Below are 15,348 nucleotides of genomic sequence, written 5' to 3'. Positions count from 1 at the left end.
AGGACGAGACCAATGACCGATCAAGCCATCGCGCTACAGCCCGAACTGATCCAGAATTCCGACGCGGTTGCCGGGCAGTGGAAGCTCATCTGGCGGCGCTTCCGTCGCCATCGGCTGGCGCTGGCGGCCGGCGTCGTCATCTTTTTGATCTACCTGGTCGCCTTGTTTGCCGAGGTTCTCGCCCCGGTTTCATCGCAGACCTACGATTCCCGCTACACCTATGCGCCGCCGCAGCAGATCAAGTTCGCCGGCTACGACGCGGCCGGACAGTTTCATCCGCTCTACGTCAACGGTTATTCGATGAAGGTTGACCCGATCGCGCTCAGCCGCAATTATGTGCCCGATCCGGCCGTCGTCATCCCCCTCGGCTTCTTCGTCAAGGGCGAACCCTACCGGCTCTGGGGGCTGTTCGATTTCGACCGGCACCTGATCGGCCCGATCGAGATGGGCAAACCATTCTACCTGTTCGGCGCCGATCGCCTCGGTCGCGACGTCTTCAGCCGGACGGTCCACGGCACGCGTGTTTCGATGTCCGTCGGACTGATCGGGGTGGCAATCAGCCTCATCCTCGGCATCATCCTGGGCGGCATCTCAGGCCTCTACGGCGGCTGGGTGGACGATGTCATCCAGCGTTCAATCGAGCTCATCAACTCTATCCCGACCATCCCGCTGTGGATGGGCCTTGCGGCTGCTGTCCCGATCAGCGCCGATCCTATCCTCGTCTATCTCTGGATCACGATCATCCTGTCACTGATCGGCTGGACCGACCTGGCGCGGGTGGTGCGCGGGCGCTTCCTGTCGCTCAAGACGGAAGACTTCGTGATCGCCGCCCGTCTCGACGGTTGTTCGCAGATGCGCATCATCTGGCGGCACATGGTTCCGTCCTTCATGAGCCACATCATCGCCTCGGTGACGCTCGCCATCCCGACGATGATCCTCGCAGAAACCGCGCTCTCCTTCCTCGGCATCGGCCTGCGCCCGCCGGTGGTGAGTTGGGGCGTGCTGCTTCAGGAGGCGCAGAACATTCTCGCCGTATCGAGCGCACCCTGGCTGTTTCTTCCGGGTCTCGCGGTGATCGTCACCGTGCTCGCTCTCAATTTCCTCGGTGATGGATTACGCGATGCTGCAGATCCCTATGAATACTGATCCCAATTTCGCCGCAGCCGGCGGCCGGCACCGGCATCGCGACCCGCTGATCGAGGTCGATGATCTCAGGACCCATTTTTTCGGGGGGGCAGGCACCATCAAGGCTGTCGACGGCGTCTCCTTTTCCATCCCGCGCGGCAAGACGGTCTGCGTCGTCGGCGAATCCGGTTCGGGCAAGAGCATCACCGGCCGCTCAATCCTCAACCAGGTTCCCAGGGGAGGGCGGATCGTCTCGGGGGCAATCCGCTACCGGCCGGATCCCACAGCACCCTCCGTCGACTTGGCGGCGCTTGATCCGCGTGGCCACGCCATGCGGGCGATCCGCGGTGCTCAGATCGGCCTGATCAGCCAGGAGCCGATGGCGGCCCTTTCCCCCGTCCATACGATCGGCAACCAGATGGTCGAGGTGATCCGCCTGCATCTGAAGATGGGAAAGAAGGAGGCGCGCGAACATGCAATAGAGACATTGGCTCTGGTCGGCATCCCGCGGCCGGCCGAGCGTATGGAAAACTATGCCTTCCAGTTTTCCGGCGGCATGCGCCAGCGCGTCTGCATCGCCTTGGCGCTCGCCTGCCGCCCCAGGCTGCTGATCGCCGACGAACCGACTACGGCGCTCGATGTGACCACCCAGGCCAATATCCTCGACCTTATCGCCTCGCTGCAGGCCGAATTCGGGCTCTCGGTGCTATTCGTGACCCATGATCTCGGTGTGGTGGCCGAAATCGCCGACGAGGTCGTCGTCATGTATGTCGGTCGGGTCGTGGAGGCAGGCAATGTCGATACGATCTTCCATGCACCTGTTCATCCCTACACCAAGGCGCTGCTGCAATCGGTGCCGCGTATGCATGGGCAACCCACCGAACGGCTCGCGATCATCGACGGCATGGTGCCCTCGCGTTTCAACCGGCCCCCGGGCTGCAGCTTTCATCCCCGATGCAAAGAGGCGAGGGCAGGCCTGTGCGACCAGAGGGATCCGCAACCCGTCGCCATCGGCGACGGACATGTCGCCAGCTGTCTGCTTTACGAAGGAAGACAATGATGGCCGATCCCATGACACAGCCAAGCCCGCTGCTCGAACTGAACGATCTCAGGATGCATTTCCCCATTCGCAAGGGCGCATTCCGGCGTGTCGTCGGACACGTGAAGGCGGTCGACGGCGTTTCGCTTCGTGTCGAGGATGGCGAAACACTCGGCATCGTCGGGGAATCCGGCTGCGGCAAGTCCACGCTTGCCCGCACGGTCTTGCGCATCTATCAGCCGACGAGCGGCGAAATCCGCTATCGCAACCGCAGCGGCAGCACGGTCGATCTCGCCGCGTTGTCGGGTTCTGCCCTCGACGAAATCCATCGCGACCTGCGCATCGTGTTTCAGGATCCGCAATCCTCGCTCAATCCGCGCCTTCCCGTCATCGACATCATCGGCGAGGTGCTTGGTGTCAACGGCATCGCAAAGGGCCGGGAGCTCGAGCACCGGGTCGCCGAGCTGATGCAGAGCGTCGGCCTGCGGCCCGAATATATGCACCGCTATCCCCATGCTTTCTCCGGCGGCGAGCGCCAGCGCATCGGCATCGCCCGGGCGCTGGCGTCCAATCCGCGCCTGGTGATCGCCGATGAGGCCGTCTCGGCGCTCGATGTCAGCGTGCAGGCACAAACCATCAACCTCCTGCAGGACCTGCAGGAACAGTTCGGTCTGACCTATCTCTTCGTCGCCCACGACCTCTCGGTCGTCCGGCACATCTCGGACAATATCGCCGTCATGTATGTCGGCCGGGTCGTCGAAAAGGCGCCGACGGAGCAGATCTTCTCGCACCCGCTCCACCCCTACACCGAAGCGTTGCTCTCGGCCGTGCCGATCGCCGATCCGAGAATGCGCCGCCACGGCCAGCGCATCCGGCTGGCGGGCGAGGTTGCTGACCCCGCCCATCCGCCCCCCGGCTGCGCATTTCATCCGCGTTGCCGCTACGCCACCGAGCTTTGCAAGCAGGAGGTGCCGGGCTTACGCACCGTCACCGCCGATGGGCACGCAGTGGCCTGTCATTACGCCGAATCCCTGACGCTTAATCCCTTTGCCGACCGTATCGTTCCGGAGTTCAATTGATGCCCGAATTCATTCCACGCTCCGAGCAGCGTCCCGTTGTGGATACCTCCTCCACGACGCTCGATCTCATCTACTTCGATCTCGTCACGCTCGCCTCCAACGAGCAGGACATCCGGCGGCTGCCCGCGCACGAAAGCCTCTACGTCGTGCTGTCGGGTCAGGTGGATATCGAGGTCGATGGCATCATGTTCGAAGCGGTGGGCCGGCGAGCCGATATCTGGGGAGGCGATGCGGACTCGGTTTACGCGCCCGTCGGCGCCAATGTCCGGATATCGGCTCGTGGCGCAGCGGCAGAGGTTGCCATCGCCGGCGGCCTCTGGGACACGCGCTACGCCCCGTTTCGCGTCACGCCTGATGAGGTCGATGCGGTCAATGTCGGTTCGTCGGACACGCATAGCCAGCGGCGGATCGTCCATCTGCTCGGCCAACGGCAGAACGGGCGCTGCGGCAACCTGCTGGTGAGTGAACTCTATGCCGGCGAAGGCTGCTGGTCCGGCTATCCCCCTCACAAGCACGATACCGAAGACGGCGATGTCGAGACCCGGCACGAAGAACTCTATCACTACCGCTTCCAGCCCGAGACCGGTTTCGGCAGCCAGATCACCTATGACGAAGACGGTCCGGTCAAGATCCTCATGACCCGCAACGGCGACACTGTCCTGGTCGACCGGGGTTACCACCCGACGGTCACCTCGCCGGGGCACCGGGGCTACATCTTCACCATTCTCGTCGGCAAGCACCGCCGGGGGCTGATCCAGCGCTTCGATCCCGCCCATCAGCATCTGACCAAAACCATCCCCGGCATCGATGCGATGCGCGACAAGTTCAAATAATCCGGCTCCTGGTCTCGTGCGCCGGCATTGCGGCGCACTGCCAAACGTCCGCCCAAGGAGAGACGACCCATGCGTGAACGTACGCGAATAAACGTTGATGCCGGTGAAGCGGTACGTCCGTTCAACCGGTTCTGGCGCGGCACCGGCTTTTCGCCGGCCGAGCTGCTGCTCGAGCCCGAGATGCGCCAAATGCTCGCCTATATCGGTGGCCTGCCGAACGAGGGCATCCGCTTCCTGCGGGTGCATTATCTCTACAATCTGCTGAGTGCGAAGGGCGAGGCTGGCTACGACTGGTCGCTGCTCGACCGCGCGCTCGACGTGATGATCGAACACCGCCTGAAGCCGTTCTTCGAGCTGATGGGCAACCCATCGGGCCTGTTCACCGATTATGAGGACATGGATCAGGTCAAGCGCTGGCGGGATCTCGTAACAGCGACGGCCGATCGTTATGGCGCGCGTTACGGCATGGACGAATTGCGCACATGGTACTTCGAAACGACGAACGAGGCCGACTCCGGCTGGTGGACCTACGGGATCAAGGGTTACACCAACTACTATGACGCCTGCGTCGCGGGGCTTGATGCCATCGATCCCAGCCTGCCGATGGGCGGGCCTGGCACCGCCCGCACGCTGTCGCCGATCTTTCGCGCCCTCATGGCCCACTGCGACAGCGGCACGAGCTGCCTGACCGGTGACGGCCCGCCGCGCCTCGATTACATCTCGATCCACGAAAAGGGCGTCAACGGCAGCAAGGAAGACCTGACCCCGAAAACCAACGGTATCGTCGACCGCACGCTTCTCGTCGTCGACTATCTCAAGGAGCATCACCCGCGTCTCGCGGGCCTGCCCATCATCAACGACGAATGCGATCCGCAGCTCGGCTGGAGCGATCATCATAGCTGGCACGGCAAGGCCTATTACGCCGGGATCATCGCCCGCATCATCGAACAGCACGACCGGCGCATCATCGCCCCGAAAGCGGCGAATTTCAGCTTTCTCAGCAATGACCACGCCTTTATCGGCGGCTGGAGCCAGCGCACGATCTTTGCCTATTTCGGTTCGCGCAATTTCACCAAGGCGCAGTGGGAGCACAAGACCAATCTGGATATGCTGGTGACGGACGTCGACAGGGCGCCGCCATTCGACATCATCAAGAAGCCCGGCCTGACATCGATGGAACTGCTGGCAACGCTTGGCGATACCGTTTGCAAGGTGACCGCCGAACCACCGCTTGCTCCCGACCAGGATGGCCTGGCGATCCTGCCGACGCGGCTGCCGGGCGGCGGTGTTTCCATCAGCCTCATCCATAGCGTCGATGCCATCAACCGCTCGGGCCGGACCGCCGTCCGTCTCGAGGTGGAAGGTTTGGTTCCCGGCCGCCACGCGCTTTGCCTGCTGCGCATCGACGAGGAATTCACCAATCCGATGGAGGTCTGGGAAGCCCAGCGCGACGAAAGCAACCCGCGTGGGCTTTTCGAGCCGGTCGGCGCACCACCCGCACCGACCGAGGCGCAGTTTGCCGAAATGCGCCGGGCGCAGGAGCCCGCCTTGCTGCATCCGATCAGCGTCGTCGCGTGCGACGATGGCCGGATCAGCGTCGACCTGGATGTGCCACTGCCGTCGCTGACCCAGGTGCTTGTCGTTCCCGATATCGGCGTGGCCCCGGCTACACCTGCCGGCCTTGTCGTCGAACGCTACCTTGGTCTTGGCGGTCGGGAGGAGCGCATGCTGTTTTGGGCTGCCGGCGATGCCGGGCCGACCATCTTCTACGATGTGCTGATCAGCACCGATGGGGGGACTTTTGAAAAGGTCAGTCCGGCGCCGCTGATCTCGACGGCATTCCTGCACATGTCGCCGCCGCAGGGCGTGCGGTATGCGGTGCGCGCCCGCGATGCATTCGGTCGCCGCAGCGAGCTTTGTCTCTCCCGCTGATGAAAAGCGCCTTTCTGTCTGGGATCTGATCCATGGATATCGCCTATTTCACCAAGACCCTGGAGGGCCTGCCGCTCGAGAAGGCGGCCGAGATTACGGCCGGTTTGGGGTTCGATTGCGCCGATCTTCTCATTCGCGATGGCCATGCCGTTTCGCCAGACAGGCCGGAGGAGATCGTCAAAGCCGTAAAGCTTTTTGCCGCGGCCGGCCTGCGCACCCCGATGGCGACCATCGATTCCACCCGGCCCGACGATGCCGCATCCCGGCTTCTTAGTTGTTGCGGCGAGGCTGGCATCGGGCAGGTCCGGCTTGGCTTCTGGCGCTACGACCCGCTGCGGCGCTGGCAGGTCCAGGTCGATGAGGCGCGGCGTGATCTCGACGGCTTCGAGCGCCTGGCCGAACGCTTCGGCATCAAGCTGACCGTCCAGCTTCACGGCGGGACCCTGCACAGCTCGGGCGCGCTGGCCGTGCAATTGCTGGCCGGGCGCGATCCGATCCGGATCGGCGCCTATCCCGATCCGGCCAATCAGATCATTCGCGAGGGAAGCGAGGACTGGCGTTTGACCCTCGACATTCTCGATCCGTGGTTCTGCTGCATGGGCGTCAAGAACAGCGGTTGGTCGCCCGGCGCTTACGGATCTCAAGGCCAGCGCGCCTGGTATTCGGACTGGTATGGGCTCGACGAAGGCATGGTGCCCTGGAACGAAATCGTCCCGCATCTGGTGGCCACCGGCTTTGCCGGCGTGCTCTCGATGCATTCCCAATACCGCGTCTCCCGCGAGCATGCGCTCGACAAGGTGCGCGCCGATCTCGCCCATCTCAGGCGCCTGGTCGCCACAGCGAAAGAGTAGAACCATGAACGAACAGGCTCCCGTCATTGCCGTACTGCTGACCGAAAAGACGCGCCGGATGATGCTTGATGATGTGGCGATTGCCCAGTTGAACGCCCTTGGCGAAGTGCGCTGGCCGACCGGCGCCACGATCGACGCTGCCGATGTCGACCAGCTGCTGCAAGGGGCTACGGCATGCCTCACCGGATGGGGCACGCCGCCCTTCGATGCCGCCGCGTGCCAGCGCCATCCACAACTCGCCCTTGTCGCCCATTCGGCTGGCAGCGTCCGCACACTGGTCCCGGCGCGTCTGTTCGACGATGGCATTCGCGTCACCCATGCCGCCTCGAAAATTGCTGCCTCGGTTGCCGAGTTCGTCGTCGCCGAAGCGCTGCTCGCCATGCGCGGCATTCACCGGCTGCATCATCAATTGCGCAACGGTGGCGAATGGCTCGACGTCCGCGCGGCCGTGCCGCAGAGATTGCTTGGCGCCAGAACGGTCGGCATCGTCGGCGCCGGATATGTCGGTCGGGCGGTCATGCGGCTGCTCGTCCCATTCGGCTGCCGCGTGCTGGTCGTCGATCCGTTTCTGAGTGATAGCGAGGCCACCGCACTCGGCGTTGTAGGTGCCGGGCTGGACGATATGCTGGCTCAAAGCGACGTGATCTCACTGCATGCGCCTGTCTTGCCCGAAACGCGCCGCATGATCGGCGCCCGCGAACTGGCGCTATTGCGCCCCGGCACGCTGTTCATCAACACGGCACGCTCGCAGCTGGTCGACGAGGCGGCGCTGCTCGCCGAGATCCGCTCCGGCCGTATCGAGGCGGCCTTGGACGTCTTTGACGACGAGCCGCTGCCTCCGGATAGTCCCTTCCGCGACCCCACACTGGCCAATGTCACCATTTCGCCGCACGCCGCCGGTCACACCGAAGAGGCGCATCTCGCCCAGGGACAGGCCATGGTGGATGAGATCGGCCGGCTGCTTCGCCGCGAACCGCTCCACCACGAAGTGTCTCGCGCCATGCTTGACCGCATGGCATGACCATGGACAGTAGCACTGGAGGTTCCGTGACGGCGCCGCGCATCAAAATCGTCGAGATCGACGCCTTCCAGCGCGATATCAGGCTGCGGCTGCCGTTCCGCTTCGGTGCGGCAACTCTCGAAAAGGCGCCGCAAGCCTTTCTCAGGGTCCGTATCGAGGATGAAGAGGGGCGCACCGCCATCGGCGCGGCCGCCGAGATGATGGTGCCGAAATGGTTCGACAAGAACCCGGCGCTGACGACGGCGCAGAACGTCGATCAGTTGCGCACCTCGATCCGTACCGCTGCGGCCGCTTCGCTCGAACCGTCGGCGCCGACGACATTGTTTGCTGCCGCCCGCCTGAACGAGATGGAGACGGTGCGACGCCTGCCTGGAAATCCGCTAGCCGCCGGTTTCGGCCCGTCGCTCATCGCCCGCGCTGCGCTCGATGCCTATTGCCGCCTTGCCGACATTTCCTTCTTCGAGGCGGTGCGGGGCAACCTCATCGGCATCGGCGGCCCGATGCTGCCCGACGATATCGACGCGGATGCCGCGTTGGCGATGCTTTCCGATCTTCGTCCTGCCGGCTCGATCTCGGCCCGGCATACGATCGGGCTTGTCGATCCGATCAGCGAGGGCGATATCCTCCATCCCGTCGGTGACGGCCTGCCGGAAAGCCTCGAGGCGGTGATAACACGCTATGGCAACCGCTGGTTCAAGATCAAGCTTTCGGGCACGATCGATGCCGATATCGACCGCCTGACGCGGATCGCCGCCGTGCTGGACCGCCTGCCCGACTATCGGGTGACGGTCGACGGCAACGAACAGTTTGGCGCCCCCGAACAGCTTGCCGCCTTGCTGGCGCAAATCGGGGCGACGCCTCGGCTGGCGAGGTTGCGTGCAGCCATTGCCTTTGTCGAACAGCCGTTCTCGCGCGCGATCACCATGGAAACGCCGCTGGGGGATCTCGCGGCGCAATTACCCTTCCTGATCGATGAGAGCGACGACGGCGATGGCGCCTTCGCCTCCGCCAGGCGGCTCGGTTATACCGGCGTCTCCTCGAAGACCTGCAAGGGCATTTACCGTTCGCTCCTGAAGGCGATCCGCATCAGAACCGGAACCGTGCCGGGACTGTTCCTCTCGGGCGAGGATCTGACCTGCCAGGCGGGGCTTGCCGTGCAGCAGGATCTGGCGCTGGTCTCGCTGATCGGCCTCTCCCATGTCGAGCGCAACGGCCATCACTATGTGGCCGGCATGCAGGGTGCGCCGCAGGCGGAGAAGGCGCGTTTTGCCGCGGCCCATCCCGATCTCTACGAGCAGGGTGGCGACGGACCGCTGCTGTCGATCCGCGACGGCCGGATCGCCATCGCTTCGCTCGGGGCGGTCGGCTACGCGAGCGGCGCTTTGCCTGATTTCGAAGCCATGATGCCATTGTCATGACGCCTGACCCCACCGCGCAACAGGTCGCCAAAGACTATGTGGACCCTTATGTAGCGGTCGGGACAAGGGCTTGTCGCCTCCGAACGAGCGGCGAAGTCGGGATGACGGCGGCCATCGGCCGGCTTCCTGGCTATCGCCCAGTGAGGTCCAGGATGCGCATCGCGAGCTTGAGATGCGGCAAATCCAACATGCGCCCATCAAGCTGAACGACGCCCGCGTCGGGCCTGGCGGCGAAGGCGGCGGCGACTTTCTCGGCCCAGGCGACCTCGGACGGATCCGGCGTGAAGGCGTGATTGATCACCTCGACCTGGCTCGGATGGATGGCCATCATACCGGAAAAGCCATCGCGCCGGGCGCGGCCGACATAGGCCCTGAGACCGCCCAGATCGCGGAAATCTGGATAGACGGTGTCGATCGCCGGAACGGCGGCGGCATGGGCTCCGAATAGCGTGAGCGAACGGGCAAGCTCGTAAGGTGGCGTATAGCGGCCATCCGTCCTCCGCGCGGTCGCAGCCCCCATCGCGGCCGGCAGATCCTCAGCCCCCCAGGTCAGGCCGCAGAGGCTGGTTGAGACATCCCGGTAGCTGCCGATCTCGAAGATCGCAGATGGCGTTTCGGTTGCGATCGGCAAGATGGGAATTGCAGATGCAAGAGAGCCTGCGAGCTTCAGCACCGAGGCGGCACCCTCGGCCTTCGGCAGCACGATCGCGAAAGGATGAAGGCCGCTCAAAGCGGCAAGGTCGTCTTCGAATTCTTGCGAGGCGAGGGGGTTGATGCGGATAAGAAGAGGGGTCTCGCCGGCATGATGCAAGACGAATTCGTGCACGCTCTCTCGCGCTTTCGGCTTGTTTAGGGGCGCAACCGAATCTTCCAGGTCGAGAATGACGGCATCGGCGCCCGAGGCAAGCGCTTTTTCGAAACGCTCCGGCCGGTCACCGGGTGCAAAGAGCAGCGAGCGCAGCCTCATGACGGTTTCACCTTCAGCATTGCCGTGCGCAGGCACTGGCAGACGATCTCGCCGCGCTGGTTCAGGGTGATATGCCGGAAGGTGACGATGCCGGCATCGGGGCGGGAGTTCGAGCGACGCAGCTCCATCACCTCCGTTTCCACCCGCAGCGTATCGCCGATGAAGACCGGCTTCGGCATCGTCACCTTGTCATAGCCGAGATTGGCGACGAGCGTGCCGAGCGTGGTGTCGCCGACCGAAAGGCCGACGGTGAGCGCGAAGGTGAAGGTGCCGTTGACGACGATCCGGCCGAATTCGGTGCCGGCCGCATAGTCGGCATCGAGATGCAGAGGCTGCGGATTGTGGGAAAGCGTCGTGAAGAGCAGATTGTCGGTCTCGGTGACCGTGCGACGGATGTCGTGGGCGATGCGGTCGCCGACCGTCCACTCGTCGAAATAACGGCCGGCCATCAATCCTGCTCCTTCACAATGCTGACGACCAGCTGGTTTTCCGAGACCCTGATCCCCGAGGCAACCTGCAGTTTTTCGACGATGCCGTCGAAGGGCGCACGCAGAGAATGTTCCATTTTCATCGCTTCGACCGTCAGCAGGCGGTCCCCCTTGGCGACCCGATCGCCTTCGGCGACATCCACCGAAATGACGAGGCCGGGCATGGGCGAAAGGATCGCGCCGTCGCCGGCACCCTGACTTGCTTCGACTTCGCTGGCGACCGGCAGGCTGATCGGCCAGGCGTTGCCGGCGTCGAAAAGCACCGTGGTTTCACCGATCGTGACTGTATTTGCCTCAAGCTCCGGACGTGATTGCCCCCAATGGAGGTGATCGCCGATACGGATGCGCACCCTTTTGTCATCCGCGCCGGCGATGCGGAACCCGGTCAGCGCAGACCAGGGATCACCATCCGTATTTTTTGAAAGCACGGTGGCCGCGGTGTCGATTGCGGTTTCGCTCGGCTCCGTCGCCACAAGCCTGTCGCCATGGCGGTCGAGAAAGCCGGTATCGATCCGAGCTGCGCGAAAATCCGGATCGACGGCGATGCGGGTGAGAAGGCCGGCATTGGATCTGACCGGCCAGACCTCGATCTCTGCGCAGGCGGCTGCGAGCTTCGAAAGTGCGGCCTCGCGGTTCGGCCCATGGGCGACAATCTTGGCAATCATCGGGTCATAGAAGGCGGTGATGTCATCCCCTTGCTCGACGCCGCTATCGACGCGGATTGTTTCTGGCAGGCTGAGATGTTCGAGCCGGCCTGTCGAGGGCAGATAGCCGGCGGCAGGATTTTCGGCATAGAGCCGGGCTTCGAAGGCCCAGCCGTTCATGGCAATCTCGTCCTGCATTTTCGGCAGCGGCTCGCCGCTAGCGACCTTCAACTGCCAGAGCACCAGATCCTCGCCAGTAATTGCCTCGGTGACCGGGTGTTCCACCTGCAGGCGGGTGTTCATCTCCATGAACCAGATGCGATCTTCGCGAAGGCCTTCCGAGGCATCGGCGATGAATTCGATGGTGCCGGCGCCGACATAGTTGACCGCTCTTGCGGCCTTCACTGCCGCATCGCAGATCAATGCCCGGGTAGCGGCATCGAGGCCGGGGGCAGGGGCCTCCTCGATGACCTTCTGGTGACGGCGCTGCAGCGAACAATCGCGTTCGAAGAGATGAACGTAGTTGCCGAGCGTATCGGCGAAAACCTGCACCTCGATATGGCGCGGATTGGCGATATAGCGTTCGATCAGAACGCGGTCGTCGCCGAAGGCGGCGGCCGCCTCACGGCGGCAGGAGGCGAGACGTTCGGCGAAATCCTGCGGGCGATCGACGCGGCGCATGCCCTTGCCGCCGCCACCGGCGACCGCCTTGATGAGCACGGGATAACCGATGTTTTCCGCCTCGGCCGTCAGTCTCTCTTCGCTCTGGTCCGCGCCCATATAGCCGGGGGTCACGGGCACGCCGGCTGCCTGCATCAATTCCTTGGCGGCATCCTTAAGGCCCATGGCACGGATGGCCGCCGGCGGCGCGCCGACCCAGAGGATGCCGGCCTTTTCCACCGCTTCGGCAAATTCGGCATTTTCCGAAAGAAAACCGTAGCCGGGATGGATCGCAGCAGCGCCGGTTTTCCGGGCGGCATCGAGGATGCGGGTCTGAGAGAGATAGCTCTCGCGTGCCGGCGCCGGGCCGATGGCAATCGCCTCGTCCGCCTCCCTGACGTAGGGCAGGCCGGCATCGGCTTCGGAATAGACGGCGATGGTGCGGATGCCGAGCATCTTGGCCGAGCGGATGATGCGGCGGGCGATTTCGCCCCTGTTGGCAATGAGAAGACTTTCCATCATCGGCGCCTCACATCCTGAACAGGCCGAAGCGCGGCCCTTTCGGGATCGGCGCATTCAGACAGGCGGAAAAGGCAAGGCCCAGCACATCCCGGGTCTGGCGCGGATCGATGATGCCGTCGTCCCAGAGGCGAGCCGTGGCATAATAGGGATTTCCCTCGGCCTCGTAGCCGGCGCGGATCGGCGCCTTGAAGGCTTCCTCCTCGTCAATAGGCCAATTCTCACCGCGCGCCTCCATGGAGTCTCGGCGGATCGTGGCGAGCACCGAGGCCGCCTGTTCGCCGCCCATCACGCTGATGCGGCTGTTCGGCCAGGTGAAGAGAAAGCGCGGGCGATAGGCGCGGCCGCACATGCCGTAATTGCCGGCGCCGAAGCTGCCGCCGATGATGACCGTGACCTTCGGCACGCTCGCGGTCGCAACCGCCATCACCAGCTTTGCCCCATCCTTGGCGATGCCGCCGGCCTCATAGCGACCGCCGACCATGAAGCCGGAGATGTTTTGCAGAAAGAGCAAAGGCACGCGGCGCTGGCAGGCAAGCTCGATGAAATGCGCGCCTTTCAGCGCGCTTTCGGAGAAGAGAACGCCGTTATTGGCGATGACGGCGACAGGCATGCCCCAGATGCGGGCGAAGCCGCAGACCAGTGTGGCGCCGTAGAGCGGCTTGAACTCATGCAGTTCCGAGCCATCGACGATCCGGCCGATGACCTCGCGCACATCATAGGGCGAGCGAACATCCTCCGGGATGAGGCCGCAGAGATCCTCTGGATCGAGCTTCGGCGGTCGTGGCCGCTGCAGGTAGATGTCGACTGATTTCACGCTGTTGAGGGTGGCTGCGATATCGCGAACGAGCAGCAGCGCATGTTCGTCGTTTTCGGCCACATGATCGACGACGCCGGAGCGGCGGCCATGGGTTTCGGCGCCGCCGAGCTCTTCGGCCGAGATGATCTCGCCGGTTGCGGCCTTCACCAGCGGCGGGCCGGCGAGGAAGATCGTGCCGTGGTTGCGCACAATGACCGTTTCGTCGGACATGGCGGGCACATAGGCGCCGCCGGCGGTACAGCTTCCCATAACGCAGGCGATCTGCGGAATGCCTTCGGCCGACATCTGGGCCTGGTTGTAGAAGATCGCGCCGAAATGGTCGCGGTCGGGAAAGACTTCGGCCTGATGCGGAAGATTGGCGCCGCCGCTATCGACCAGATAGAGACAGGGCAACCGGTTCTGCATGGCGATCTCCTGCGCCCGGAGATGTTTCTTCACCGTCATCGGGAAATAGGCACCGCCCTTCACCGTCGCGTCATTGGCGACGATCATCACCTCGCGGCCGGCAACGCGGCCGATGCCTGATATGATGCCGGCGCCGGGCGCCTCGTCATCATACATGCCGTTGGCTGCCAGCGTGCCGATCTCCAGGAACGGGCTGCCGGCATCGAGCAAAAGCTGGATGCGGTCGCGCGGCAGCAGCTTACCTTTGCCGGTATGGCGCTCGCGCGCTGTCTGCGATCCGCCCTCGCGCGCTTTCGCCGAACGATTGTGGAGTTCGTCGATCAGGGCTTTGTTTTTGCTGGCATTGGCCTTGAAGCTGTCGCTGTCGCGGTCGATCGCAGTCGAAATAACCGTCATGACGCAATGAGCTCCCGGCCGATCAGGTAGCGGCGGATCTCATTGGTGCCGGCGCCGATATCGTAAAGCTTGGCGTCGCGCAAAAAGCGCTCGACCGGCCATTCCTTGGTATAGCCGGCGCCGCCGAGCGCCTGGATCGCCTCCAGCGAGACCTTCACGGCATTTTCGCTGGCAAAGAGGATTGCAGCAGCTGCATCCGTGCGCGTCGCGCGGCCGGCATCGCAGGCGCGGGCGACGGAATAGACATAAGCGCGCGCCGAATTCAGCGCGACATACATGTCGGCGATCTTGCCCTGCATCAGCTGGAAATCGCCGATCGCTTTGCCGAACTGTTTGCGATCGCGCACATAGGGCAGCACGACATCGAGGCAGGCCTGCATGATGCCGAGCGGCCCGGCGGCAAGCACGGCGCGCTCATAGTCGAGGCCGGACATGAGGATCTTCACGCCTTCTCCCTCCCGGCCCATCAGCGCCTCGGCCGGCACCGCGCAATCCTCGAAGACCAGTTCGGCCGTGTCGCTGCCGCGCATGCCGAGTTTGGAGAGTTTCTTGGAGACGCTGAAACCGGGCAGGCCTTTCTCGATAATCAAGGCGGAAATGCCTTTCGGGCCGGCTGCGGGATCGGTCTTGGCATAGACAACAAGCACGTCGGCATGCGGCGCGTTGGTGATCCAGAACTTGGTGCCGTTCAGAATATAGCGATCGCCTTTTTTCTCGGCACGCAACCGCATGGAGACGACATCGGAACCGGCGCCGACCTCCGACATGGCGAGCGAACCGACATGTTCGCCGGAGATCAGCTTCGGCAGGTGGCTGCGCTTTTGCTCCGGCGAGGCCCAGCGGCGGATCTGGTTGACGCAGAGATTGGAATGGGCGCCGTAGCTCAGGCCGACGGAGGCCGAGGCGCGAGAAATTTCCTCCATGGCGACGACATGATCGAGGTAACCGAGACCGGCGCCGCCGAATTCTTCCTCGACGGTGATTCCGTGCAGGCCGAGCGCGCCCATCTCAGGCCAGAGCTGGCGTGGAAACGTGTTGCTTTCGTCGATCTCCGCAGCCAGCGGAGCAATATGATCGGCGGCAAACCGCGCCGTCGTTTCACGGATCGCGTCCGCGGTTTCGCCGAGCGAAAAATCAAACATGGCACTCCT

The 15,348-nt window shown here is 63.7% G+C and carries 13 protein-coding genes; 8 read left to right on the top strand and 5 right to left on the bottom strand.

The window, feature by feature from the left end; translation table 11 throughout:
- Positions 1-12 precede the first annotated feature (12 nt).
- The 8 genes from RWK44_RS17115 to RWK44_RS17080 all read left to right on the top strand — a co-directional run bounded on the left by RWK44_RS17115 (position 13) and on the right by RWK44_RS17080 (position 9,298).
- Complete coding sequence (locus tag RWK44_RS17115) at positions 13-1,146, top strand: ABC transporter permease (protein WP_018449184.1); 1,134 nt, start codon at positions 13-15, stop codon at positions 1,144-1,146.
- Positions 1,136-2,185, top strand: coding sequence for an ABC transporter ATP-binding protein (locus tag RWK44_RS17110; protein ID WP_316029144.1), 1,050 nt, complete (start codon positions 1,136-1,138; stop codon positions 2,183-2,185). Before RWK44_RS17115 ends, RWK44_RS17110 begins: the two co-directional genes overlap by 11 nt.
- The gene (locus RWK44_RS17105) at positions 2,185-3,243 is read left to right on the top strand and encodes an ABC transporter ATP-binding protein (protein ID WP_222011496.1); all 1,059 of its coding nucleotides are present in this window, start codon (positions 2,185-2,187) and stop codon (positions 3,241-3,243) included. Before RWK44_RS17110 ends, RWK44_RS17105 begins: the two co-directional genes overlap by 1 nt.
- Positions 3,243-4,076, top strand: a complete 834-nt coding sequence (locus RWK44_RS17100; RefSeq protein WP_222062079.1) for a 5-deoxy-glucuronate isomerase — start codon at positions 3,243-3,245, stop codon at positions 4,074-4,076. Before RWK44_RS17105 ends, RWK44_RS17100 begins: the two co-directional genes overlap by 1 nt.
- A gap of 69 nt (positions 4,077-4,145) precedes the next feature.
- Entirely contained in the window at positions 4,146-6,008 is a 1,863-nt protein-coding gene (locus RWK44_RS17095; protein WP_131665714.1) for a GH39 family glycosyl hydrolase, read from the top strand.
- Positions 6,009-6,040: 32 nt separating this feature from the next.
- On the top strand, positions 6,041-6,859 hold the full coding sequence (locus RWK44_RS17090) for a sugar phosphate isomerase/epimerase family protein (protein WP_131665715.1): 819 nt from the start codon (positions 6,041-6,043) through the stop codon (positions 6,857-6,859).
- 4 nt (positions 6,860-6,863) lie between these two features.
- Positions 6,864-7,880 (top strand): hydroxyacid dehydrogenase, encoded by a 1,017-nt coding sequence (locus RWK44_RS17085; RefSeq protein ID WP_131665716.1) that lies wholly within the window; start codon positions 6,864-6,866, stop codon positions 7,878-7,880.
- Positions 7,877-9,298, top strand: a complete 1,422-nt coding sequence (locus RWK44_RS17080) for a mandelate racemase (RefSeq protein WP_316029143.1) — start codon at positions 7,877-7,879, stop codon at positions 9,296-9,298. Before RWK44_RS17085 ends, RWK44_RS17080 begins: the two co-directional genes overlap by 4 nt.
- Before the next feature lie 130 nt (positions 9,299-9,428).
- Here RWK44_RS17080 and RWK44_RS17075 read toward each other — a convergent pair whose 3' ends face one another.
- From RWK44_RS17075 to RWK44_RS17055, 5 genes are read right to left on the bottom strand one after another with little or no spacing between them, the layout of a single operon-like run.
- Positions 9,429-10,265: an HpcH/HpaI aldolase/citrate lyase family protein gene (locus RWK44_RS17075; RefSeq protein ID WP_316029142.1), complete on the bottom strand. Its 837-nt coding sequence runs from the start codon at positions 10,263-10,265 to the stop codon at positions 9,429-9,431.
- Positions 10,262-10,714, bottom strand: a complete 453-nt coding sequence (locus RWK44_RS17070; protein ID WP_011654322.1) for a MaoC family dehydratase — start codon at positions 10,712-10,714, stop codon at positions 10,262-10,264. The genes RWK44_RS17075 and RWK44_RS17070 overlap by 4 nt, the downstream gene beginning before the upstream one ends.
- Entirely contained in the window at positions 10,714-12,579 is a 1,866-nt protein-coding gene (locus tag RWK44_RS17065; protein WP_222062065.1) for an acetyl/propionyl/methylcrotonyl-CoA carboxylase subunit alpha, read from the bottom strand. Before RWK44_RS17065 ends, RWK44_RS17070 begins: the two co-directional genes overlap by 1 nt.
- Before the next feature lie 7 nt (positions 12,580-12,586).
- Positions 12,587-14,197: a carboxyl transferase domain-containing protein gene (locus tag RWK44_RS17060; protein WP_316029141.1), complete on the bottom strand. Its 1,611-nt coding sequence runs from the start codon at positions 14,195-14,197 to the stop codon at positions 12,587-12,589.
- Positions 14,194-15,339, bottom strand: a complete 1,146-nt coding sequence (locus RWK44_RS17055) for an isovaleryl-CoA dehydrogenase (RefSeq protein ID WP_222011504.1) — start codon at positions 15,337-15,339, stop codon at positions 14,194-14,196. The genes RWK44_RS17060 and RWK44_RS17055 overlap by 4 nt, the downstream gene beginning before the upstream one ends.
- Positions 15,340-15,348: the final 9 nt, after the last annotated feature.

The sequence above is a fragment of the Rhizobium sp. 25PS6 genome, assembly GCF_032464655.1.
In the GTDB taxonomy this organism is placed as follows: domain Bacteria; phylum Pseudomonadota; class Alphaproteobacteria; order Rhizobiales; family Rhizobiaceae; genus Rhizobium; species Rhizobium laguerreae.
Note: the sequence above shows the minus strand (reverse complement) of the source record. Positions and strands in the feature narration are given on the sequence as shown.

Coding starts and splice junctions, on each gene's coding strand:
- RWK44_RS17115 (WP_018449184.1), top strand. CDS start 13: ATGACCGATCAAGCCATCGCGCTACAGCCCGAACTGATCCAGAATTCC.
- RWK44_RS17110 (WP_316029144.1), top strand. CDS start 1,136: ATGAATACTGATCCCAATTTCGCCGCAGCCGGCGGCCGGCACCGGCAT.
- RWK44_RS17105 (WP_222011496.1), top strand. CDS start 2,185: ATGGCCGATCCCATGACACAGCCAAGCCCGCTGCTCGAACTGAACGAT.
- RWK44_RS17100 (WP_222062079.1), top strand. CDS start 3,243: ATGCCCGAATTCATTCCACGCTCCGAGCAGCGTCCCGTTGTGGATACC.
- RWK44_RS17095 (WP_131665714.1), top strand. CDS start 4,146: ATGCGTGAACGTACGCGAATAAACGTTGATGCCGGTGAAGCGGTACGT.
- RWK44_RS17090 (WP_131665715.1), top strand. CDS start 6,041: ATGGATATCGCCTATTTCACCAAGACCCTGGAGGGCCTGCCGCTCGAG.
- RWK44_RS17085 (WP_131665716.1), top strand. CDS start 6,864: ATGAACGAACAGGCTCCCGTCATTGCCGTACTGCTGACCGAAAAGACG.
- RWK44_RS17080 (WP_316029143.1), top strand. CDS start 7,877: ATGACCATGGACAGTAGCACTGGAGGTTCCGTGACGGCGCCGCGCATC.
- RWK44_RS17075 (WP_316029142.1), bottom strand. CDS start 10,265: ATGAGGCTGCGCTCGCTGCTCTTTGCACCCGGTGACCGGCCGGAGCGT.
- RWK44_RS17070 (WP_011654322.1), bottom strand. CDS start 10,714: ATGGCCGGCCGTTATTTCGACGAGTGGACGGTCGGCGACCGCATCGCC.
- RWK44_RS17065 (WP_222062065.1), bottom strand. CDS start 12,579: ATGATGGAAAGTCTTCTCATTGCCAACAGGGGCGAAATCGCCCGCCGC.
- RWK44_RS17060 (WP_316029141.1), bottom strand. CDS start 14,197: ATGACGGTTATTTCGACTGCGATCGACCGCGACAGCGACAGCTTCAAG.
- RWK44_RS17055 (WP_222011504.1), bottom strand. CDS start 15,339: ATGTTTGATTTTTCGCTCGGCGAAACCGCGGACGCGATCCGTGAAACG.